The 22,821-nt window shown below is 48.1% G+C and carries 17 protein-coding genes and 1 pseudogene; 11 read left to right on the top strand and 7 right to left on the bottom strand.

What is annotated here, in order from left to right; translation table 11 throughout:
- Positions 1–37: 37 nt before the first annotated feature.
- A complete protein-coding gene (locus KGF70_RS05550; RefSeq protein ID WP_050339909.1) occupies positions 38–820 on the bottom strand; it encodes a tyrosine-protein phosphatase in 783 nt (260 codons plus the stop codon).
- A 604-nt stretch (positions 821–1,424) separates the two neighbouring features.
- Between KGF70_RS05550 and KGF70_RS05545 the strand changes: the two genes are divergently transcribed.
- The 5 genes and pseudogenes from KGF70_RS05545 to KGF70_RS05525 all read left to right on the top strand — a co-directional run bounded on the left by KGF70_RS05545 (position 1,425) and on the right by KGF70_RS05525 (position 7,993).
- Complete coding sequence (locus KGF70_RS05545) at positions 1,425–3,392, top strand: peptide ABC transporter substrate-binding protein (RefSeq protein ID WP_216769418.1); 1,968 nt, start codon at positions 1,425–1,427, stop codon at positions 3,390–3,392.
- A gap of 102 nt (positions 3,393–3,494) precedes the next feature.
- Positions 3,495–4,985 carry an ABC transporter permease gene (locus tag KGF70_RS05540; protein WP_216769417.1) on the top strand — a complete coding sequence of 497 codons (1,491 nt, stop codon included), beginning with the start codon at positions 3,495–3,497 and terminating at the stop codon, positions 4,983–4,985.
- Between the two features lies 1 nt (position 4,986).
- Positions 4,987–5,952, top strand: a pseudogene (oppC, locus tag KGF70_RS05535) (oligopeptide ABC transporter permease OppC).
- Between the two features lie 12 nt (positions 5,953–5,964).
- Complete coding sequence (locus tag KGF70_RS05530) at positions 5,965–7,056, top strand: ABC transporter ATP-binding protein (protein WP_216769415.1); 1,092 nt, start codon at positions 5,965–5,967, stop codon at positions 7,054–7,056.
- A complete protein-coding gene (locus tag KGF70_RS05525) occupies positions 7,046–7,993 on the top strand; it encodes an ATP-binding cassette domain-containing protein (RefSeq protein WP_216769413.1) in 948 nt (315 codons plus the stop codon). The genes KGF70_RS05530 and KGF70_RS05525 overlap by 11 nt, the downstream gene beginning before the upstream one ends.
- Before the next feature lie 224 nt (positions 7,994–8,217).
- Here the strand turns inward: KGF70_RS05525 and KGF70_RS05520 are convergent, their stop codons facing one another.
- Both KGF70_RS05520 and KGF70_RS05515 read right to left on the bottom strand, forming a co-directional pair.
- On the bottom strand, positions 8,218–9,189 hold the full coding sequence (locus tag KGF70_RS05520; RefSeq protein ID WP_162937100.1) for a GMP reductase: 972 nt from the start codon (positions 9,187–9,189) through the stop codon (positions 8,218–8,220).
- A gap of 49 nt (positions 9,190–9,238) precedes the next feature.
- On the bottom strand, positions 9,239–10,528 hold the full coding sequence (locus KGF70_RS05515) for an adenylosuccinate synthase (protein ID WP_105960991.1): 1,290 nt from the start codon (positions 10,526–10,528) through the stop codon (positions 9,239–9,241).
- A gap of 316 nt (positions 10,529–10,844) precedes the next feature.
- Here KGF70_RS05515 and purB point away from each other — a divergent pair, with 316 nt between their 5' ends.
- Positions 10,845–12,143 (top strand): adenylosuccinate lyase, encoded by a 1,299-nt coding sequence (purB, locus tag KGF70_RS05510; RefSeq protein WP_050339902.1) that lies wholly within the window; start codon positions 10,845–10,847, stop codon positions 12,141–12,143.
- Positions 12,144–13,296: 1,153 nt separating this feature from the next.
- Here the strand turns inward: purB and KGF70_RS05505 are convergent.
- Positions 13,297–14,631: an NAD(P)/FAD-dependent oxidoreductase gene (locus KGF70_RS05505; protein ID WP_056952643.1), complete on the bottom strand. Its 1,335-nt coding sequence runs from the start codon at positions 14,629–14,631 to the stop codon at positions 13,297–13,299.
- 136 nt (positions 14,632–14,767) lie between these two features.
- Here KGF70_RS05505 and KGF70_RS05500 point away from each other — a divergent pair, with 136 nt between their 5' ends.
- Positions 14,768–15,886: a glycerate kinase gene (locus KGF70_RS05500; RefSeq protein ID WP_216768959.1), complete on the top strand. Its 1,119-nt coding sequence runs from the start codon at positions 14,768–14,770 to the stop codon at positions 15,884–15,886.
- A gap of 217 nt (positions 15,887–16,103) precedes the next feature.
- On the opposite strand, the gene KGF70_RS05495 is transcribed toward KGF70_RS05500, so the two are convergent.
- The 3 genes from KGF70_RS05495 to KGF70_RS05485 all read right to left on the bottom strand — a co-directional run bounded on the left by KGF70_RS05495 (position 16,104) and on the right by KGF70_RS05485 (position 19,424).
- Positions 16,104–17,045 carry an alpha/beta hydrolase gene (locus tag KGF70_RS05495; protein ID WP_088770578.1) on the bottom strand — a complete coding sequence of 314 codons (942 nt, stop codon included), beginning with the start codon at positions 17,043–17,045 and terminating at the stop codon, positions 16,104–16,106.
- 449 nt (positions 17,046–17,494) lie between these two features.
- Positions 17,495–17,821, bottom strand: a complete 327-nt coding sequence (locus tag KGF70_RS05490; RefSeq protein ID WP_065674885.1) for a TM2 domain-containing protein — start codon at positions 17,819–17,821, stop codon at positions 17,495–17,497.
- A gap of 904 nt (positions 17,822–18,725) precedes the next feature.
- Positions 18,726–19,424 carry a zinc metallopeptidase gene (locus tag KGF70_RS05485; protein WP_003639877.1) on the bottom strand — a complete coding sequence of 233 codons (699 nt, stop codon included), beginning with the start codon at positions 19,422–19,424 and terminating at the stop codon, positions 18,726–18,728.
- Between the two features lie 166 nt (positions 19,425–19,590).
- Between KGF70_RS05485 and KGF70_RS05480 the strand changes: the two genes are divergently transcribed.
- The 4 genes from KGF70_RS05480 (at position 19,591) to KGF70_RS05465 (ending at position 22,648) form a co-directional block, all read left to right on the top strand.
- Positions 19,591–19,758 carry a hypothetical protein gene (locus KGF70_RS05480; RefSeq protein WP_216768961.1) on the top strand — a complete coding sequence of 56 codons (168 nt, stop codon included), beginning with the start codon at positions 19,591–19,593 and terminating at the stop codon, positions 19,756–19,758.
- A 706-nt stretch (positions 19,759–20,464) separates the two neighbouring features.
- Positions 20,465–21,304, top strand: a complete 840-nt coding sequence (locus tag KGF70_RS05475) for a DegV family protein (RefSeq protein ID WP_050339898.1) — start codon at positions 20,465–20,467, stop codon at positions 21,302–21,304.
- 176 nt (positions 21,305–21,480) lie between these two features.
- Positions 21,481–22,209: an LrgB family protein gene (locus tag KGF70_RS05470; RefSeq protein WP_050339897.1), complete on the top strand. Its 729-nt coding sequence runs from the start codon at positions 21,481–21,483 to the stop codon at positions 22,207–22,209.
- 19 nt (positions 22,210–22,228) lie between these two features.
- Complete coding sequence (locus KGF70_RS05465; RefSeq protein WP_216768963.1) at positions 22,229–22,648, top strand: CidA/LrgA family protein; 420 nt, start codon at positions 22,229–22,231, stop codon at positions 22,646–22,648.
- Positions 22,649–22,821 lie beyond the last annotated feature (173 nt).

Below are 22,821 nucleotides of genomic sequence, written 5' to 3'. Positions count from 1 at the left end.
AATGAAAAACTTCGAAATCAGCTTTTTTAGTGGACATTCAATCTAAATATAGTCGCCGTAAATCGTTAATATCGGCGACGGAGAGACCTAACACTTGTCGCAAGTAGCCGAGGCCGTCGCCGTACAAATCATCAAAGACTCGAAAGACCATCTTCATATTGTCGGCTTCAACGGCCATGGCGACGTTAAATTGGCTCGCTAGGTCGCCCTTGTTGGCCTTGGTAATAATCGTCGCGGTATCCATACTATCCGCGGCCATAAAGACGGCGTTCGTCAGGAGATAGTCTTGCATGATCGTCTCGCGGGGGACGTCTAAAGCCGTCATTATAAGGGCGCCGGCCACTCCAGTCCGGTCTTTGCCCGCAGCACAGTGAAAGAGTACGGATTGGTCCGGCTGGTCATTAGCGAGTAGCGTGGCGAACAAGTTTTGCCAGACTTTCACCGCGTGTGAATCTGTGACCATCTGCGCATAAGTTTGCGCGTTAAATGAGTCATCGATGACCATCCGCTTGATCAGGCGTTTCAGTCGGCGGTCAAAACGGCGATTGTCTGTAAACGGGTAGACGGAAGTATTGATGTATTTCGTCTTACGAGGATACCGGTCTGGCGACATTTCGGCCTCGTTAGCTTGCCGCAGATCGATATCGTAACGCAGCCCGTAGTCGTCCAAATAAGCCAGATCATGGTCAGTCAGCAATGACATCCCCCCACAGCGGAGGAGCTTCTGCCACTTGATCGTTTGGCCAGCGGTCGTCTCATACCCGCCTAGTTCGCGAAAATTGATGCCGTGTTCTAATCGCAAGACCCGATTGTGTTCCATATTGATTACCTCGATTAGTATTTTGAAGTATTGCGCTTGTTATTATCCTGCGTTAATGATGATTGAAACGTACCAGAGTCTTAAGCTGAAAAGTGGCCAGCTTAGAACCGCTGGAAACGGTGCGAGTTACTGGAAACTTGCAGTGGTAGTTGCGTCCCACACCGGCTTCCAGGCAGCCCCGGAGGTCGGACTAGGACGCGTGTCGGCTGACGAACAGGACGCCAACTTGGCACGTATTAATCACGATGCATGCCAAATTAACGAGCGCAATACACATGATTTAGCTTTATTATAACCGCTTTCATCCGCGGTGTCAGTTAGCAACTGATCAGGTGGTGGGGCAATCGATCGTGCTGCAATGAAAAGACTAGGGTTAGTTTGGAAAATTCACAACTAAATGATGGTTAGAATAAATTATTTTAGTACTAAAATCCTGATTTAGCGGGATTATTCCAGTTTGTTAATGAAAGGACACTATGAAAATAATGAGAAAATAGCTTGAAATCACTTGCTTGACCGCCTATGATTGCGACACGTATTTTATTTAGCACCAACTGGTTTTGCACTAACGAAGGATTATCGGACAAAAGGGATGGGGACTTTTATGAAAGCAAAAAAGGGTTGGTTAGCAGCGACCTTCTTTGCTGGGACACTATTGCTAGCAGGGTGTGGTAGCTCTAAGGCGAGTGACCAGAAGCAGGATGCAACTAACCATTATAATTATGTGTATGTGTTAGACCCGGATAATTTTGATTATACCGCTTCATCTAAGCAGAACAACTCGGATGTGGTCTCGAACTTCGAGGATGGGCTGCTAGAACGAGATCCATACGGGAAGTTAACGGGGGACTTAGCGAAATCGTGGTCGGTCAGCAAAGACGGTAAGACCTACACGTATCACTTGCGTAAGGGCGTCAAATGGGTCGACAGTGAAGGCAATCAACACGGGACCGTCAGAGCACAGGATTTTGTGACGGGACTTAAACACGCGGTCGCGGCCAAATCCGAACAGTTATACGTGGTTCAGAATAGTATCAAGGGGTTGAACGCGTATGTGACGGGTAAGAGTAAGGACTTTTCGACGGTCGGTGTCAAGGCGTTGAACGATGATACGGTGCAATACAAGCTGAACAAGCCTGAAACGTACTGGAATTCCAAGTTGACGTACGGCGTGATGTACCCAGTCAACGCACAATTCTTGAAGCAAAAGGGATCCGATTTTGGCAAAGTGTCTGCGGACAGCATTTTGTATAACGGGCCATACGTCTTGGCTAACTTCACTTCGAAATCAGTCTTGAAGTACAAGGCTAATCCTAATTACTGGGATAAATCACATGTCTACTTGAAGACCATCACGCTGACCTATGACGATGGGAGTAATCCAGATGGACTCTATAAGTCGTTTGAAAAGGGCAATTACAGCTTTGCGCGGGTCTATCCAGGTTCCGCCGGCTACAAGACGGTCTTGAAGCAGAATAAGAAAAATATTATCTGGACGAGTCAAGATTCAAGCATCTTTAATTTCACCTTTAACCTGAATCGGCAGTCTTATAACTACACTTCCAAGAAGACGGAACAGCAAAAGCTGGATACCCGGAAGGCGATTTTGAATCAGAATTTCCGGTTAGCCATTCAATTTGCCTTTAATAAAGCCGATTATAACGCCCAAGTTAACGGAAAAGTCGGCGCGGATAAAGGGCTACGTAACGAAATCACGCCACCATCCTTTGTTTCGATCAATGGCAAGGATTACGGCACGCAACTGCAAGCAGACGTCGCGAATACGGACTTTAGCGATATTAAGTTGGCAGATGGTCAGGACGGCACGTACCAACCAGCTAAAGCGAAGAAGTATCTGGCAAAGGCGCTGGCTGAATTGAAGTCGCAAGGGGTCAGTGGTCCAATCCACCTCGACTTACCGGTGGATGAAAAGGCGTCCTTGAATTTGAATCAAGCCAAGTCATTCAAGAAGTCCGTCGAGAGCACGTTGGGTAAGCAAAATGTGGTCATTGATCTACAGCTTCTGAGTGACGATAAGTTCAATGCTGTGACCTTTAACGCGACAACGGGTAAGACGGATGACTTTGACCTCAGCAATGCGTCTGGTTGGACACCAGATTACGATGATCCATCAACGTATCTGGAAATCTACAATCCAACTTCCGGGGCAGAATTGTTCACCTGGGGCTTGGATCCAACGGCGAAAGCAGATTCTTCAGCTTCCAATGCCGCCGCAATCAAGGCAGTTGGGCTTGACGAATACGGTAAGTTATTAGACAAAGCTGAAGCCATTAATACTGATCCGGCCGCGCGCTATAAGGCGTTTGCAAAAGCCGAAGCTTGGTTACTAAACAGCGGGATCACGATTCCAGTCAATTCTGGTGGTGCCGGTGCCATCGTCAGTCGCGTTGCACCGCTCAGTGGACCATACGCACCATCCGGGATTGGTGATGGTCGTTACAAGTTCTTAAAGGTTCAAAAGAAGCCAGTCACCACAGCTGAAGCCAAAAAAGCGAAGGCTGAATGGCTTGCAAAGCGTAAACAAATTGCGCAGGAGGCCGCGACGAATTAAGTCGGCACTTGCACGGCGGGAAGAGGGCTAGCAATGGACTAGCCTTTTTTCTGTATCTAATAGTTACGAGCTGTTTCGACGATTCACAAGGAAGTGATAATAGTGAAGAAATACTTGTTTTTTCGCGTGCTACGGTCGCTGCTGAGTATCTTCTTGGTGACGACGCTGACCTATATCATGATTTATTCACTCGTCCCGCGCCGTGATATTTTTAAAGCCGACCCGATGATCAGCAAGCTGAGCACTAGCCCTGACCAGCTCGTCGATTATAAGAATACGGCCTACGACAAGATGAATTATATCGATTATCTGGATACTAAGTCACTGCTCAATCAAGCCAGTCGTCCGGGGCAAACGGTGACCGCCGCCCATACAGCCATCAATACTGAGCGGCTGCGTCAGTGGGCCAGCCAGCACCGCTATACGCTCCATCGGTATCCGCAGAGTGGCAGCTATTATGCCACCCGCGAGTTACCGCTGTGGCAACGGGTGACCAAGTTCTATTCGGGCTTGATTCAGATCGATACCCCCTGGGCGGTGCATGATCCAGCTAATCCGAAGCTGCCCCGTTATCTAAAAGTCAGTCATGATCCGATTGTCGGCTGGGCCTTGATTGGGTCTGGAACGCGGTATAAGTATCAATTGTATGTCAATTCAACGTTTCCATTCTTGCATGAAAACTTCATCCATCTGAATTTGGGAATTTCGTACCCGACCTATGCGGGAACGCGGGTCACAGAGGTCATTGGCAGTCATCAGGGTGAAGCGGTGACCCATCAGTATAAGTTTGCGAATGGGCAGAAGTTATTCAGCACGGATGACGTGTATACGCGTCAGTATCAACCAGTCAAACGCCAGGATCCGGCGCTCAAAGCGCAATATGGCGACAATTATACGGCCGTCTCACAACAACACCAAGACCCGTCGATGATTGGGACTTCTTTCAAAGCTGGGTTGGGCGCCTTACTAATTGCTTACTTGGTTGCGATTCCCATGGCGATTTTGATGGCGCGCTACAAAGGTCAGTGGTTCGACAAACTGGGGACGGGTATCGTGACCGCACTCATTGCGGTGCCTAGTCTGGCGTTCATCTACGCCTTCCGCTACCTCGGCAGTGCGGTCTTCAACTTGCCAGATAGCTTCCCCACAAGTAGTGCGGGGGCCCTCGTATCCTGGATCTCACCAACCTTGATTTTAGGCCTACTATCGGTTTCCGGCCTAGTCATCTGGTTTCGGCGTTACATGATTGACCAACAGTCTGCAGATTACGTTAAGTTCGCTAAGGTCAAAGGGCTGACGGATAACGAAATTTATCGTAAGCATATTTTTAAGAACGCCTCGTTGCCAATCGTACAAGGGTTACCCGGATCGATTATTGGGCTGATTGGTGGCGCGACGATGACTGAAACAATTTTCGCAATGCCCGGGATGGGGAAGATGTTACCGGATGCGATTTTAGCGCACAATAACCCAATCGTGATTGGTCTGGTCTTTATTTTTACGACGATTGCGGTCTTTTCAATTCTGTTAGGGGATATTTTGATGACGATTGTGGATCCACGAATCAAATTAACAGCGACGGGGGATGATTGAAATGGTAACTAGTCCAGATAAGCAGCACGCACCAGCTAGTCAGGAGCAACTCACGGCGGCGGATTTTAAGTTCGTTGCGTTGGATGATCAGGCGATGGAGAAAATCGATACGCCGACGTATTCCTACTGGCGGTCCGTGGCGCGGGTGTTTTTCGCGAATAAACTGACGATTGCGATGTTTATTCTGATGCTCGTCATCTTGTTGCTAGCGTTCATTCAGCCGCTGTTCAGTGGCTATAGCCTGATGAATGTCAGTAACATCAATGATTTTAGCGCCCGATATAATTGGCCTAGCTGGCACTATTGGTTTGGCACGGATGCTGATGGTAAGTCCCTCTTTGACGCCATCTGGGCGGGGGCCCGCACCTCGATTTCGATTGGGGTGATTGCCTCGCTCATTACAACGGTGATTGGCGTGGCGGTCGGCGCCTATTGGGGGAATTCTAAAAAAATCGATCGACTTATGTTGGAGATTTATAACGTCTTGTCCAACGTGCCCAATCTGCTGATTATCATCGTTTTATCGTATACCTTTGGCAATGGCTTTTGAAATCTGATTTTTGCGATGACGGTCACGACTTGGTTGGATACGGCGTATTTTATTCGCGTGCAAGTCATTTTACGCCGTGATCGTGAATATAACATCGCTTCCAAGACACTCGGGACCCCAACGATACGGTTGATTGGCCGCAATATTCTACCGTACCTGACATCGGTGATCGTGACCCAATTGTCCCAGTTATTACCGGCCTTCATTTCGTTTGAAGTTTTCCTCTCGTTTTTGGGCGTTGGGTTGAGTGCCAACGTGCCGTCACTGGGACGGTTGATTTCACAATATTCGCCAGATATCACGAGCTATCCATATCTGTTCTGGTTACCCGTACTCGTGCTCGCCTTGATCACGGTGTCGCTGTATATTGTTGGGCAAAATCTGGCGGATGCGTCGGATCCACGGACTCATCGTTAGGGTGATGGTGTGATGAAACAGCAAGTTGTGTTAGCGGTTGATGATCTGTCAGTTAGTTTTCGTGTGCGCGGCCAGGATTTACAGGCGATTCGGCACGTTTCCTTAGCCTTATATGATCAGGAAATCTTGGCATTAGTCGGCGAATCTGGTTCTGGCAAGTCGGTGCTGACCAAAACGTTTACTGGCATGCTAGAGGATAACGGGTGCATCACCAGTGGCCGTATCATGTATGGCGACACCTGTTTGAGCGATTTAAAACGGGACCGGGAGTGGGATCAGATTCGGGGCAAGGGGATCACGACCATTTTTCAAGACCCGATGACGTCGCTTGATCCTATCAAAACGATTGGGTCGCAAATCGCAGAGGTCATCATCAAGCACCAGCAGAAATCGCCGGCAGAAGCAAAGGCCCAGGCAATCGAACTGATGACACGGACGGGGATTCCGGATGCGGCTGAACGCTACAACGCCTATCCATTCGAGTACTCAGGTGGCATGCGCCAGCGAATCGTGATTGCCGTCGCACTCGCTTGTCATCCGCGGATCCTGATTTGTGATGAGCCGACCACCGCACTGGATGTCACGATTCAGGCGCAAATCCTGGACCTGATCAAACAACTGCAACGTGAGTACCATTTTTCAATTATTTTTATTACCCATGACTTAGGCGTCGTGGCCGCCATCGCAGACCGAATCGCGGTGATGTATGCCGGACAAATCGTGGAGTTAGGGACCTGCGACGAAATTTTTTATGACCCACGGCATCCGTACACTTGGAGCCTGTTATCGGCGTTGCCCCAACTGGCGACCGCAGACTCCGGACTCTATTCGATTCCCGGTACGCCACCATCGCTATTCCACGATATTGAAGGAGATGCCTTTGCGCCCCGTAATCGCTATGCGTTAGCGGCTGACTTCAAGCAGGAACCGCCGCAATTTGACGTTAGTCCGACGCATTGGGCGAAGACGTGGCTACTTGATCCGCGGGCCCCGAAAGTCGAAAAACCAGCACTAATTCGCAACCTCCACGCGCGGCTCGTGGCGTTGACAAAGTCGGAAATGCAGATCAGCCAAAAGACAGGAGGACCCACTAGTGACGAATGAAAAGCAGGCACTGTTGACGGTTAAAAACTTAGAAATTACCTTTGGCGCCGGTAAACGGCGATTTGTGGCGGTCAAGGATGCTAATTTTGACCTGTATCCAGGTGAGACGCTGGCCTTGGTGGGTGAATCTGGTTCGGGCAAGACAACGATTGGGCGTGCGATTTTAGGCATTATTCCGACTGCAGCCGGCACGATCACGTTTCATGGTCAACCCATCAATCAGGGCTTGGCAGCCAAAGCCCACCGTGATGTAATGCGCAAGATTCAGATGATCTTTCAAGATCCCGCGGCCTCGCTGAATGAGCGGGCTACGATCGATTATATTATCTCAGAGGGACTATTGAATTTTCACCTGTATCACTCTGAACAGGACCGACGTGAGCAAGTCGCACGGATGATCAAAGCGGTCGGCCTGTTGCCCGAGCATTTATCTCGATATCCGCATGAATTCTCAGGTGGGCAGCGGCAACGAATCGGCATCGCCCGTGCCCTGATTATGCGGCCGGAGTTGGTTGTGGCGGATGAACCGATTTCGGCACTGGACGTTTCGATTCGGGCGCAGATTCTAAACTTACTCAAGCAATTTCAGCAGGAAAGTCAACTATCATACCTGTTCATTGCACATGATCTCTCAGTGGTCCGCTTCATTTCAGACCGAGTCGCGGTGATTCACAACGGCCGTATCCTAGAGCTCGCACCGACCGCGGAGCTCTTTGCACATCCGCTACACCCGTATACCCAATCGTTGTTGGCAGCCATTCCGATTCCGGACCCGCAGCTGGCGCGCCAGAAACAACTGGTCGCCTATCATGAAGTGGTCCATGAAGACCCGGTTGATGCGCCCCATTTTAGCGAAGTCGTACCGGGACATTTCATTTATGCCACTCAGACGGAGCTGGCGGCTTACCGGACCCAGTTAGCAGTCATGCGGTCGTGAACTAGGGTGGTTAGCTGGCCGGCTGCAAGCTTGGCGGTAAGTCGGGCAGAATATAGTCACGTTGGCTGTAGAATTATATTTGTTTGAAAGCTGGAAAAAATGGCCGGAAACGGCGAATATAACGACGTAACCGCGGGACTAAGGGGCAACGCTAAGTCATCGCTGGCACAAGGTTCACACCGCAAAAAAATGCCGCAAACCAATTTGGTTTGCGGCATTTTTGCTTAATCACCGTTATAGATGGAATTCTTAACGACCACGTAATCGCACTTGGTAATGGCCTTTAAGTCGCGCCCACCCGCGTAGGAGATCGATGATTGTAAGTCTTCTTGCATTTCGTTGAGGGTGTCGGCTAAGTGGCCACGGTAAGGGACCAACATCTGCTTACCTTCAACGTTTTTATGTTCGCCTTTTTGCGTTTCACTGGCTGAACCATAATATTGTTTATAAGTCTTGCCATCGATTTTTAAAATGTTGCCAGGTGATTCTTGGTGCCCAGCTAACATCGAACCAATCATGACCATCGTCGCACCGAAGCGGATGGACTTGGCAATGTCGCCATTGGTCCGGACACCGCCGTCCGCGATGATTGGCTTACGAGCGGCCTTGGCGCACCAGCGGACAGCTGCTAACTGCCAGCCACCCGTTCCGAAGCCCGTCTTGACCTTCGTGATGCAGGCTTTACCAGGACCCACGCCAACTTTGGTGGCATCCGCGCCGGCGTTTTCTAGGTCACGCACGGCGGCCGGGGTGGCAACGTTACCGGCAATCACGAAGCTGGCTGGCAGGACGTCCTTGATGTGCTTGATCATGGCAATGACGCTGTCAGCATGACCATGCGCAATGTCGATCGTAATGTATTCAGGGACGATCTGATTAGCAGCTAGGTCGTCGATAAAGTCGTATTCACTCGCTTTGACACCGACCGAGATCGATGCATACAGCTTGTCAGCGTGCATCGTTTCAATAAAGGCTCGCCGTGTTTCTGGCGCGAAACGGTGCATGATGTAGAAGTAGTCGTTAGTCGCAAGCCACTTGGCAATGTCGTCATTAATGACGGTCGCCATGTTGGCAGGCACTACTGGAATTTTAAAGCGCCGGCCGCCGAGTTCCACGGTGGTGTCAGCTTCGGAACGACTGTTAATCACACACTTGTTTGGAATTAATTGAATGTCTTCGTAATCAAAAATTTCCATACCCATTCTGTTACAACTCCTTTAAAGTTCGTTGGAAAGGTGGTCGTCCTTATCCCCAAATGTCGTGGTCGATCACGTTGGTTTGTTCACGGTCGGGACCGACGGAGAAGGTCGCAATCTTAACGCCAACGAGTTCTTCTAATTTACGTAAATAATTTTGGGCATTCGTTGGGAGTTCTTCAAAGGTCTTGACGCCCGTAATATCTTCGTCCCAACCAGGTAGCTCTTCGTAAATCGGCTTGCAAGCTTCCAATTCCTTCAGACTGGCTGGGTAGTGATAGATGGTTTCGCCGTTCAGGTCATAAGCGGTACATACCTTGATGGTCTTCAAGCCAGTCAAGACGTCCAAGCAGTTCAAGCTGAGGTGGGTAAACCCAGAGACTCGTTTGGCATGCCGTAACACGACGCTATCAAACCAGCCGATTCGCCGTGGCCGCTTCGTAACGGTACCGTATTCGTGGGCCGTTTCACGGATGAAATCACCCACTTCATCGAAGAGTTCAGTTGGGAAAGGTCCGTCACCAACGCGAGAGGTGTAAGCCTTTAAAACACCGACACAGTTGTCGATCTTAGAAGGGCCGACGCCACTACCAATGGTGACCCCACCGGCGACTGGGTTTGAGGAAGTGACGTAAGGATAAGTCCCTTGGTCGATATCCAACATCACGCCTTGAGCGCCTTCAAAGAGTACCCGTTGACCGTTATCGAGGGCATCGTTGATCACCACGGAAGTATCCGTCACGAATGGCTTCAAAGTTTGCCCATAAGCGTAATAGTCATCAAAAATATCTTCAAATTTAAGTGGTTCCAGATCATAGAGCTTGGTAATGATTTGGTTCTTTTCGGCTAAGTTGCGTTTGAGTAATTCGGCAAACGTGTCCTTGTCGAGTAAGTCAGCCACCCGAATCCCGATTCGTTCGGCTTTGTCCATGTAAGCTGGGCCGATCCCTTTGTTAGTCGTCCCAATCTTACCGCCAGCCTTGGCCTTTTCTTGGGCACCATCTAAGGTGATGTGATAAGGCAAGATGACGTGGGCCCGATTTGAAATTCTCAGGTTATCAGGGTTAACGCCGTTATCGCGCAAATATTGTAATTCTTCAACTAATGACTTGGGATTTAGCACGACGCCATTTCCGATTACGGCGAGCTTGTCGTGGAAGAAAATCCCAGATGGAATCAGCCGTAATTTGAAAGTTTGTCCATTAAATACGATGGTGTGGCCGGCGTTGTCGCCGCCTTGGTAACGTGATACCACATCTGCTTCCTGACTCAAAAAGTCCGTGATCTTTCCTTTACCTTCATCGCCCCACTGGCTACCTACTACTACGACTGATGCCATATTCTTCCACCTCATTAAATAGTTTAATTATGAATAATTAATCCTAGAGAGTAGTCAAACGTTCACTACTCCAACAGAAATGAGTATAGCAACTTTAGCCCTAAAACGCAACCTGAAATCCGAATGTTCTTGTTTTAGTGTTAATTAATTGTTCATAGTTAGGCGTGATTGTTGCCGATTAATCGGAAAAACATGATAATGAAATGAAAAAAGACGGGATATTTTCATTGTTCGTCCCTATGATTAAACTGGCTGATGTGATATAATAATGTTCGTGTTTTGTTAGCGATTACCTAAATAGAAATGAGGATTAGCAATGATTGATCGTTATACGCGTCCCGAGATGGGCAAAGTATGGTCGTTAGAAAATCAGTATCAAGCGTGGTTGGAAGTAGAGATTGCTGCAGACGAGGCCTGGGCTGAATTGGGGAAGATTCCGGCAAGTGATGTTGCTAAAATTCGAGAAAATGCCAAGTTTGATGTTGATCGGATCGCGGAAATCGAAGCCGTAACGCATCATGATGTGGTTGCTTTTACGCGTGATGTTTCCGAATCATTAGGCGCCGAACGTAAGTGGGTGCATTATGGCCTGACAAGTACTGACGTGGTCGACACTGCTCAGGGGTACCGGTTGAAGCAGGCCAATGCGATTATTCGCCAAGACTTACAGGACTTACGGGCGACACTAGCACAACAGGCGAAAAAATATAAATATACGGTTGAAATGGGCCGGACGCACGGTGTTCACGCTGAACCAACTACTTTCGGCTTGAAGATTGCCCGCTGGTATTCAGAAATCAACCGGGATATCGAACGCTTCGAACACGCAGCCGCGGGCGTTGAAGCGGGGAAAATCAGTGGTGCCGTGGGGACGTTCGCCAACATCCCACCGTTTGTCGAAGAATTTGTCTGCAAACGACTCGGCTTGCGCGCACAAGAAATCTCAACACAAGTCTTACCACGTGACTTGCACGCGGAATACATTGCGAGCTTAGCCTTGATTGCAACCAGCGTTGAAGTGTTCGCGACCGAGATTCGGGGCTTACAAAAGTCTGAGACCCATGAAGTTGAGGAATTCTTCAATAAAGGACAAAAGGGGTCCTCAGCGATGCCACATAAACGTAATCCAATCGGTTCTGAAAATGTGACTGGGTTGGCACGCGTTATCCGTGGTCACATGATGACGGCTTACGAAGACGTACCACTGTGGCATGAACGCGATATTTCACACTCATCTGCAGAACGGATCATTTTACCAGATACAACGATCTTGGTGGATTACATCTTGACGCGAATCAACAAGATCATCAAGACGTTGACGGTCTTCCCCGAACGGATGAAACAGAATATGGATGCGACTTACGGGTTGATCTATAGCCAACGCGTCTTGTTAAAATTGATTGATACCGGCATGTCACGTGAAAGTGCCTATGACCTGGTTCAACCGTTGACGGCTAAGTCCTGGGATGAGCAGCTCCAATTCAAGCCACTCGTCGAAGGCAACGCCGAAATTCGCGAACACTTGGACCAAGCCGCTATCGATGACGCCTTTGACTACCATTATCACTTACGCCACGTTGACGAGATTTTCGAACGATTAGGATTAGACGATTAATTTAAAACTAATGAAGCCCTAGCGAATGATTCGCTGGGGCTTTTTGGGGTGTTTTTATCACTGAAAAATCACGTGTTGTGCGCCTTAATTGGTCATGACTTATGATTGAATCATGCCAGTTGGTGGATTCCTGTTAGTCAGCCGATGCGCGCCCTAGTCCGACTTCCGGGGCTGGCTGACAACGCTGGAACAGGGCGGACATCGATTTGAACTCACGCAGAAAACCACTGCGCAATTTCAAATACGAGTCTTCTTCTAGCCCGGGGAATTCGCCCGGACAAGAAGAATTTCGCCCTTGAGCATTGTCAGCCAGCCCCTCCAGTCGGGAAGCCGCTCGAATGGCGGATGAACGACCACCTATCTGGGTACAATTGGCCACTGAATATTAGGTGACTGGACCTTCAGTAAGACTTCAAATTGGTATCATTAATTCTTTAAGACAGTTGAACGCTGAGAAGATTACCTGAATATTATTCACTAATTCCAATTACAACTAGCTTGAAATTGTTCAATAAAATTGCCTTCGTTTATAATTCAAGACTTTGTTATCTCAGACGATTAGCGAAAATTCTGACAAGCAACTTCACTGAAGTTGCTTGTCAAAAACCTTAAACCATGGGTAAGGACATTTAACTATTGTTAGAAACTAGTCTGACAGTTGAATATAAAGACAACCATGTACTAAGGAACCAACGACTAATCCAACCAAAAGTTGAGTCCGCACATGTCTGCCTTTCGAATACCATCCCGGCTGGAAGGCATTCTGGGCAAGGCCAAGTGGTGAAATTTCACTTAGCAAGCGTTCTTTGCTTGGTTAGTGAAAGACCAGTATTTAAGACGTGGTTTATCGGCTTAAATCTGTGTCCACCACGTTCCGGCCATTGCCCAGAATGCCTGGAAGCCGGCCTAGGACGCGTCTATCCACCAGTTTTACGCTAACCCGCACTGTTTCCAGCGGGTCTCAGCTGGTGGTTCTTGAACTTAGAAAATAGCATGATTCAATCATTTTTCGTGACAAATTTACTAGCACAATGCGTAAGTGTAACGTAACAAAAAGCGATTCAAAGCAGTTGGCTTTGAATCGCTGTATTTTATGCCTAGACTGTGATAACGAGACAATTCAAATCATCGCGTGAAATCAATCGTTAACAACTTAAGCTCGGTGCCAGGCGGCATAGCCGATAGTTGGGAAGATGCCGATCAGGCGGTCGACTTGGTCCCGGTCCAATTGATACTCAATGGCTGGTAATAGCGCGTTGACCGCGTTTTCGGCCTGGTCGCTGATTTCAGTGACGCCGACGAGATGGCCGTCCTTGTCATGAACTTGTTTGCTAGCGGCGATCGGTTCACGGGAGACTTGGTAATACCAGTAATTGGCTAAATCATTTTCGGCCACGTCCAAACCAGCTTTTTCAGCGTCTGGAATCTTCATCCCGGCTTGAGCGATTCGTGGTGAGGTGAAGACCACGGATGGAATGACCGGATAGTCGATGGGGTCAGTGGTCTGACCAGAGAATAGGCGCATCAAGTATTTGGACTCGAAGTAAGCGGCAGGGGTGACCTTTGGCAAGTCGTTGGCGAGTACGTCACCGGCCGCGTAAATGTTATCGATGTTGGTTTGGAGATAATCGTTAACGTAGACCCCGTGGCGGTCGTATTTGACGCCGACTTGGTCCAAACCTAAGCCGTCTAAGTTCGGAATCCGGCCGGTGGCGTCTAAAATCCAGTCAGCCGTTAATTGTTGATTATCGCCATAGCGCACTTGAAGTTGGACGGGTTGTTGTTCGAACGCTTGAACGTTCGCATTTTTGATGAATTTGACGCCTCGTTCGGTTAAGTCAGCAACGACTTGTTCAACGTAAGGTTGATAGAAGTCGCGGAGCGCTTGGTCACCGTGAAGCATCACTGTCACGTTAGCGCCAGCGGCATTGGCAATCGTCGCGAATTCCATGCCGATATAGCCGGCCCCAATAATGACGAGGTTTTGCGGCAACTGCTTGAGGTTCATGAAGTCGCTGCTGTCATGGGCTAATTCAGTACCCGGAATGTCCAAACGGTGGGGCTTCAAGCCGGTCGCAATCACGATCTTTTCAGCGGTGATCGTTTGGTCGTCATCCACGATTACGGTGTGGTTATCTTTGAACGTCGCGTGGCCATGAATAATCTTGGCGCCACCATCTTCCAAACGAGCGGTTAGACCAGCTGGTAAGGGGTCGATGATTTCTTGTTTATGCGCCACGTTGGCCGTCCAGTTGATGGTCGGCGCACTACTTAACAGGTCGTTCAAGCGAGCAGCTTCACGGGTGAGTTTGACTGGTTCATCGAGCGTGATTTTGGCATTACACCCGCGATTAGGGCAGGTCCCACCAATTAAACCACTTTCAATCACACCGACTCGGACCCCGGTCTTAGCGAGTGGGGCCGCGCCATCAAAGGTCGCGTGGCCCGCACCAATGTATAATACGTCGTAATCGTACTGAGTTGCCATAACTTATCGTCCTCCATATGAATTATTTGATACTTTAAGCTTAACGATTTTCATAAACGTTGACAACTGATATGAATTGCCGATTAGACGTTGGTTCTCTATACTGGAAAGTAGTTATTGAATAGGGGACGATAAAATGCACGCATTAATTGCCATTGATTCTTTCAAAAATTCCATCACGAGTATTCAGGCCAATCAGCTGGTGGCCCGGCGTTTTGAAGCACACGGATTAGCGACGACTCAGGTGGCGATCGCGGATGGTGGTGAAGGAACGGTTGCGGCCTGGTTGGCGAATCATGCGGGTGGTCAGTCGATTACGGCGCAGACCGTCGACTTAGCCCAACAGCCGCTGGAAGCAACATATGGCTATTTTGCGACTGAAAAACTAGCTGTGATTGAGGTCGCCGCTGCATCCGGCATTCAGTTTGTCACGGCTCAACTGACCCCGTTAGCCACGAATACTTACGGGACGGGCCTGTTGATCAAGGACGCAATCAAGCACGGGGCACGTAAAATTATTCTGGGCCTCGGTGGTAGTGGAACGGTCGATGGGGGTGCCGGCATTTTGCGAGCGCTCGGCTATCGGTTCCTAGATGCCAATGGAAACGAACTCGCGATGATTGGTGCTGATTTAGGCAAAGTGGCCACCATTGAGACGCAACAAGTCTTACCACAGCTCGCCGACGTGACATTTATCAGCGCGGCGGACGTGACGAATCCGTTGACTGGGACCAATGGCGCGGCGAGAATCTTTGGCCCACAAAAAGGGTTGCCTGCCGCCCAAATCGACGCACACGATGCGGCCCTGGCGCACTATATGACGATTGCGAGTGGCCAAGTGAGCGCCCATGCTGGTGATGGTGCGGCGGGTGGAATCGGTTTTGCTTTGCGCTATTTCTTACATGCTCAGGTGCAATCTGGTTTTCAACTACTCGCCGACGTGAGCCAATTGAAGGCCAAGGTGGCGCAAGCAGATTTGGTCATTTCGGGCGAGGGCCAAGTCGACGACCAGAGCTTTATGGGCAAAGTCCCGATTCAGTTGAGTCAAATGGCACAGGCAGCGGACAAACCGTGTTATCTACTGGTTGGCCGGCAAAAAGGGTCTAACGCAACGTTTGTCGAACAGGGGGTCACCGCCGTCTTGCCCATCGTTGACCAAGTCATGACCTTAGACCAAGCCATGGCACAAGGACCGGCCAATCTGGAACGGATGGCTGACCGCTTAGCCCGGATTATCAGTCGGACTGCACGCTAGTAAACTGTGAGAAAAGCGAACCTGCTGGCAGACAAAACAACCTGAGGTGTGGGAAGTGCCCCCGCTGGTAGACAAAAACTGAGTGCTACATCGTGATTCACACGGTGCAGCACTCAGTTTGTTATTTAGTCAGTTTTATTGTAAAGGTCTCGTTAAACGCAACGCTCAGTCGCTACAGTTGCCTACCAGCACTGTTGTAGAGACGACAGATGATGGCTTAGTCTGCAGGCACGTATTGGTCTAAAAAGGCGGCGATATGCCGTTGATATTCGGCCGGGCCAATCCAGAAACTTTCTGCGTGCGTGGCATTAGGGACTTGCCACATCTGTTTGGGGCCATTGGCGGCTTGATAATTTTCTTTGAGCATCCAGCTGGGCACGTAGACGTCTTTTTCGCCGTGGATGAAGAAGATTGGGAGGTGATTCCGTTTTAGCTGTTCAACGGAACTGACATCACTCAAGTAGTAGCCCATTCGGTGGCGGTTAATGAAGCTGACGATCGGCACAAAGGGGTATTTTGGTAAATGAAATTGGCGTTTTAGTAAGTACGCTAACTCTTCTTCGATACTGGAGTAACCGCAATCGGCGATGATTGCCTTGACCTGTGGTGGTAAGTCTTCACCACTCATCATTTCAACGGTCGCGCCACCCATGCTGACGCCGAATAAAATGATTTTGGTGTGCTGACCGTTGATGCGAAGGACTTTATCGATCCAGCCGAGGTAGTCGCGGCGATCTTGCCAGCCAAAACTGATATATTTACCAGCACTCTGGCCGTGACCGCGGTCGTCTGGCAATAAGACGTTGTAGCCCATTTGGTGAAACATATAGGCGTAGTTGGCCATCGTCTCGCCGTCGCCCTTATAGCCGTGGGAGATGATGACGGTACGGTTGCTGGTCGTTTTGGCAGGTACGTACTGCGCAACGAGATGGTTCGCTTCGTCTTGCACGTTGAGTTGCCACTGTTTGACTGGTTGACGATGCAACCAATCGACGTAAGCGTAGTACGCATCGGCGTATTTTTGTTTGTCTGCGGACGTTTCGGGCACGTAATCGACGCGTTTGAAAGCAAAATTATAGAGCTTTTCACTCGCAATTAGGGCAGTTGAAAAGATGGCTGCCGGGGCCCCAATTCCTGCCAACACGCGTGTTTTCTTCATAATCTATCACTCCTAATCTCTCATAAATATGATACGCCGATTGGAAGAAATATGAAAATATTTATCACGACAAACAAAAAGGCCACCGCGGCGGGCGATGACCTAGAAATTGACCTGGTCGCTAGGTGGCATCCCCAGCGAACTTGCTTTTCATTAACTTTGGAGGAGTAAATGAAAAAGGTTCAAGTGGCTGAAGGAGATGTCCAGTCACTATATGTTTAGTATAGTAGTTTGACCGTTAAAAGGTAACTAAATTGCATACTTGAGCGGCTAAAAATCAGAAAATTGCTTGTGGGTGGTCAATATTGCGGTGTGGCTGGGTTAATAAGTGCAATCCTGGCCGGTGTTAGGTGCTGATTAGTGGCATTTTTGTTGATTTAAACCTGATCGCAATGTTTGATGGTTGCTAGCGATTAGCCACGCAGTTAGCACGCCATACTTACACGACCTTACCGCTTGTTCAAGATGGTTTGAATCGTGTTGGCTTCAATTTGTGAGCGGTCATCTTGTAGCCAACCGTTGATCAGAAATAAGTCAACTAGTGCCCAGATTCCCGTCACAATGGCGCCAAAGCCTAATGTCAGCACCGTAATCAAGGTCATGGCGATTGCCGAACCAGTTTTGCCCACGTAGTAACGATGAGCGCCTAATGTGCCGATGAATAGGCAGAGTAGGTAGGTAATCAATGCTGACTTCTTCCGTAGTTCGATTTCAGAGTTAAGCACAAGTACTTCTTCATTGGTCAATTGTCCCCGTAAATTAGCGTTATTGATCATTGTGTATAATTCCCCTTATGTTGTGGTACTAAAAGCACCGATATTTTGACAGAATTCTATCATACAACAAGTCAGTCAATTAATTAACTAATATTTTAATTAAAATTAATCATTTATTACATTAATTGTTAGAGCGGTAGCTAAAATGAAAATTATCGCCTTAGCCGGTGGTCCTTTTAGGGTGAATACATTGCCGTGTCATTTATTTTTTTATTGAAAATCTCCCCCAAAAGTTCCCCCAATCGTGGAAATTATATGCATATATACAGAATTCTGGAATTATCAAGCACTTATATATCAACGATTCAAACTGAAAAATGCATAAAAATCAAAAACCACCGTATCGGGGAATACGGTGGAAAAAGGAGTAGGGTAAACATGTGACGGGGAATCACATGTTACTATGAATTTCATTACTTTGGAGGAGTAAATGAAAAATTTTAGGTTGTGTTATAGCTGATTGAGTTAACCTCAATTGCTATGATGTAATCATACCGAGGTTGTGTGAAGAATTTGTGACTGAATGTCTCTAATCCCGTGAAAAAAAGGGAAAGGCTTTGTTAAGCATTTGAAGAATTATCAGGTAGCGTAGGTTGTAACGAGTGGACCTATGCTGCGTTAATGCCTAAATGAAGCGGCAGTCGTAAGAAATCCAACAGTCAATTGCGTAGGTTATTCTGCAAGTCTCCTGAAAACTAGACGGAAGCGATTTACCTGCTCACGAACACAACTCTAACCAATGACGTACTCATGAACACAAATCCGACTAATGTTAGGACGCAAGGGCCGAGCAGCCCAAGTGAAACTTAAAAGAACGCCCGATTAGCAATCAGTTTGACAAAAATGACTGTTAATCGGGCGTTCTTTTTAAAGTAGATCATTGATCTGATTGAGCAGATGCAAGTTAGTTGTCGTCTCGATTGCCACCGAACAAGATGATCAGGCGAAGCAATTGTAAGAATGTCGACAGTGCCGCTGCGACGTAGGTTAAAGCAGCCGCAACGAGCACTTTACGTACCATCGGGACTTCATCGCGGGTTAGCACTTGACCATCTGATAAAATCTGTAAGGCGCGACGTGAGGCGTTGAATTCAACGGGTAGCGTGACTAATTGAAATAGTAACGCCAATGAGAAGAGCGCGATTCCCAAGTGAATCAGGGACTGGTTGTAACTAAGCAAGACGCCAATAATAATCAGCGGTAATGATAGTGACGACCCGATGTTGGCGACGGGAACTAAAGCAGTCCGTAGTCGCATTGGCCAGTAGCCGACGTTATCTTGAACGGCGTGTCCGCATTCGTGAGCAGCGACCCCGATTGCGGCGACTGAGGTGGAGTCAGCGGTTGCTTCTGACAAGCTGAGGACTTTTGTCTGTCCATTATAGTTATCGGTCAGGTCACCGCTGATTTTTTGGACGCCCACATCGGTAATCCCAGATTGACTGAGGATGAAACGGGCCGCATCGGTCCCCGACGTTCCGGATTGGCTCCGGTAGGCATCATAGTGGCGGAAGGTACTGTTGACGTAACCCGAGGCAGCCATTGAGATGACCAACCCAAGGATCACGAGTAAATAAGTTGGGTCAAAAAATGAATAGAACAAAGTCCAATCCTCCTATTGGTTTGATGTTAATCCGTATTTTATCAGATTTGTGGCGACATGCCTACTGAAGAAAGTCATTGTAAAGTGTCTTTACTATCCGAAAATGTCTGCAGATTATATAATGAACCCAGTTAATCGCTATTGGCAAAGTGAGAAGGAGCTTTCTATGGAAAAGACGTATCGGACCAAGACGTATGGAGAGATGCCGCTTAAGTTGGATACTGGAAAAGGTTGGATTTTTCCTAAGGGTGTAGAAGTCAAAGCCCACGTTGATTTGGAAACTGGGCAAGTGAGCTTTTTTATCGTCCCGGAAGACCTTGAGAAAATGAAATAGTTCGTATTAGTGTTGCGATAGTGACGTTCAGTGACTGGTTTTGGCCGGTGGCTGGGCGCCGCTATTTTAGTTTACGCGGCGATTGTTTAAATTATTCAGAAGTTTTCGTGCGTCGAATGATTTGCGCGTTAGTTTAACGACAAGTTCGAGCAAGGTGTCCACTTAAAATCTGAAAGTTGGTCATTGGCAATTGTCACCCGGCCCCGTAAGTCGGAGTATGGAAGCACACCGGCTGACGAACAGTAAGTCAACAAATGGCATGATTTAATCCGCTTTAATGCTAAAGGATAACTAGCACAATGCATATCAGAACAAAATAAAAACCTCCGTATCGGGGAAATACGGAGGAAAAGGGAAGTAAATCGGTAAAAATGTAATTAAGTACACACACATCATTACTTGGGGAAGTAATCATTAAAGTTAGGGGGTCGTTAAGGATTGGGATTTCCTTAATGACTATAAACATAGTATAGCGGCGATGCATGAAGAAAGTGTGACGGGAAATTTTTAAAAACGTGATTTCCCGACGAAAAAGTGCGGTCAGTTGAATGCTAAATATGATGATTTTTACAAAGTTTATAACAAAATAAGACTAGTCGGAAAGACAGAAGTGGCTTGAAACGTTGATATAACAGGATAACTACGATGTGGTTTGGTCGAGATGCTATAATTCGGCACAAATTGATTGAAAGGTGTTTTCTAAAATATGACAATTAAAATCGTCACCGATTCTTCGGTCCAATTAACGGCGGCCGAGATTGAACAGTATGATATTGAAGTTGTTCCGTTACTCGTGGGGTTCGGTGGCGACTTGATTGCGGATACAGCGGTCAGCGCGGCTGAATTCGATCAACAGATGGCAGTCAGCCCGATTCTGCCTACGACTAGTCAACCGCCAATCGGTGACTTTGTGACCTGCTACGACGCGCTGACGAAGGATGGCAGCCAAGTCTTATCCCTTCATCTGACCGAGACGTTGAGCGGAACGGTGAACGCAGCCCGGCAAGCAGCTAAGTTGGCTAGTGGTGATGTGACCGTCATCGATACCCAAGCCGCTGACCGGGGCATGTCTTTTCAAGTGTTGACGGCTGCGCGGATGGCCCACGCCGGAGCGGATATGGCGGCCATTTTAGCTAAAATCGCGGTGATTCGGCAACACACCAAGACTTATTTATTCGTGGATACCCTGGATAATTTGGTCAAAGGTGGCCGGGTGCCGAAGTTGGCAGGGGTGGTCACGAACTTGATCAAATTAAAATTTGTCTTTGAATTAGTCGATGGAAAATTAAAATTCTATACGCGCGGTCGGGGGAAGAAAGCGCTGATTAAAGCGCAGGCCCAAATCCTAGACCAATTGGCGGATGCGACCCGGGTCGAAGCAGCCGGAATTTCGTACGTGGGGGAACCAAGCGTTGCGGAAGCGCCTGAAAAGCTCCTTCAGCAGGTCGTGCCCCAAGCTGATTTACTGGTTGCACGAACTAGTCCAATTATTGCGACTCACACGGGTGTTGGCGCTTACGCGTTGATGTTCTATACCGTCGATTAAATTTGACAGGACGCACTACTATTAAAGAATGCTTTGATGTGTTATGATTAATGAATAATAAATAAGAACCGTGTTGGTGCACTGTTCTGAGCCTAACCACCATTTTAATGATGACTAGACCCGGATGGGGCACCTTTTTTGTCACTCTTTTTCACCAAAAGAAAGTAGGAACTTATGTGAGTTATCTTCTCAATAATCCGTTTTTCGGGATCGGGTTGTCGGTCTTAGTTTATGGGATTGGCGAGTATTTCTATCACAAAACAAATCGCTTTGTGTTATTCCAACCATTGTTCTTTGGAATGCTGCTCGGGATTGGTTTATTGGTATTGATTGCGTCGATTCTTAAGGCACCCGTGCAAAAAGTTTATGAAGCGTACCAAGTTGGTGGCGATTGGCTATTCTGGTTTGTGGCGCCTGCCACGGTATCGTTTGCCGTCCCACTGTATAAGCGTAATGATATTTTTAAGAAACACTGGGATGTCATCTTGATGGCCCTCGCGATTGGCTTGTTATTGTCATTATTCGGGATTTACGGTGTGTCTCGCTTACTTGGATTGACCGATGCGGCGCTGGGCGCGATGTTAGTTCAAGCAGCCACGACCGCGATTGCCTTGCCTGTCGCTGAATCGGTGGGCGGGGATCAAGCAATTGCCGCGTTTGCCGTGATTCTGAATTCAGTTCTGATCTACGCGTTAGGCGACCATTTTATTCGGTGGTTCAAACTCCACAAAAATCCGCTGGGCGCGGGACTGGGCTTTGGTATCGCGGGTAACGCCGTCGGGGCCACCAAAGCGATTGAAGTCAGCGAGGCCGCGGGTGCGACAGGGGCGATTGCCTTCGTCGTTGCGGGAATTTTGGTCAATTTTATGGTTCCAGGTTTTGCACAGTTGATTGGGTTAGGCTAGACGGTCCGGGAGGGATTCGATGAAAAAAGGCGCATTTATTAAACAAATTGTCATTTACGGCTTGATTTTATTAGCTAGTAGTTTGATTGCTAATTTAGCCAACAAACTCTGGCCCGCATTTCCAATGCCAACGCCGCTCATTGGAATGATCATGTTATACCTGTTGTTGACGTTCAAAGTGGTCAAGCTTGAGCAGGTTGCCGGCGTTAGTAACTTTTTCGTTCAATTCATCAGTCTGATTTTTATCCCATCAGGAATCGCGTTGGTGACGAAATTAGACGTGTTGAAAGCGGAAGGTGTTCAAATCGTGATTGTGATTATCGTTTCGACGTTGATGTTATTGTTGTTTACCGCGGGAATCGCCTGGGTTTTGATTCAAGTCAAAGAATGGCTAGCAGCGCGACGAAGCAGTAATCAGATGGAAGTTGAAGAAGATTAAATCTTGGTGGCACATAATTTACTTGCGAGTAGATTGGGTACCAGTTGGATCTAATCGAAACGAGGGCACTTGAACTCGTTTTGGCTATGACGAGCTCGTGATAGCAGGCCGTTACCGGTAATTATCGGTAGTGGCTTTTTTAGATACGGGCGAAAACAACACGCTGTTGAATG

It is taken from the genome of Lactiplantibacillus sp. 7.2.4, assembly GCF_018991185.1.
Classification (GTDB): Bacteria; Bacillota; Bacilli; order Lactobacillales; family Lactobacillaceae; genus Lactiplantibacillus; species Lactiplantibacillus pentosus.
The sequence above is the reverse complement of the archived record's forward strand: the minus strand, read 5'-3'. Positions and strand labels throughout refer to the sequence as shown.

Bases quoted from the DNA above. Each gene is read 5' to 3' on its own strand.
- purB (WP_050339902.1), top strand. From the start codon at position 10,845: ATGATTGATCGTTATACGCGTCCCGAGATGGGCAAAGTATGGTCGTTA.
- KGF70_RS05475 (WP_050339898.1), top strand. From the start codon at position 20,465: ATGACAATTAAAATCGTCACCGATTCTTCGGTCCAATTAACGGCGGCC.
- KGF70_RS05530 (WP_216769415.1), top strand. From the start codon at position 5,965: ATGAAACAGCAAGTTGTGTTAGCGGTTGATGATCTGTCAGTTAGTTTT.
- KGF70_RS05550 (WP_050339909.1), bottom strand. From the start codon at position 820: ATGGAACACAATCGGGTCTTGCGATTAGAACACGGCATCAATTTTCGC.
- KGF70_RS05505 (WP_056952643.1), bottom strand. From the start codon at position 14,631: ATGGCAACTCAGTACGATTACGACGTATTATACATTGGTGCGGGCCAC.
- KGF70_RS05520 (WP_162937100.1), bottom strand. From the start codon at position 9,189: ATGGAAATTTTTGATTACGAAGACATTCAATTAATTCCAAACAAGTGT.
- KGF70_RS05465 (WP_216768963.1), top strand. From the start codon at position 22,229: ATGAAAAAAGGCGCATTTATTAAACAAATTGTCATTTACGGCTTGATT.
- KGF70_RS05515 (WP_105960991.1), bottom strand. From the start codon at position 10,528: ATGGCATCAGTCGTAGTAGTAGGTAGCCAGTGGGGCGATGAAGGTAAA.
- KGF70_RS05500 (WP_216768959.1), top strand. From the start codon at position 14,768: ATGCACGCATTAATTGCCATTGATTCTTTCAAAAATTCCATCACGAGT.
- KGF70_RS05490 (WP_065674885.1), bottom strand. From the start codon at position 17,821: ATGATCAATAACGCTAATTTACGGGGACAATTGACCAATGAAGAAGTA.
- KGF70_RS05480 (WP_216768961.1), top strand. From the start codon at position 19,591: ATGGAAAAGACGTATCGGACCAAGACGTATGGAGAGATGCCGCTTAAG.
- KGF70_RS05545 (WP_216769418.1), top strand. From the start codon at position 1,425: ATGAAAGCAAAAAAGGGTTGGTTAGCAGCGACCTTCTTTGCTGGGACA.
- KGF70_RS05495 (WP_088770578.1), bottom strand. From the start codon at position 17,045: ATGAAGAAAACACGCGTGTTGGCAGGAATTGGGGCCCCGGCAGCCATC.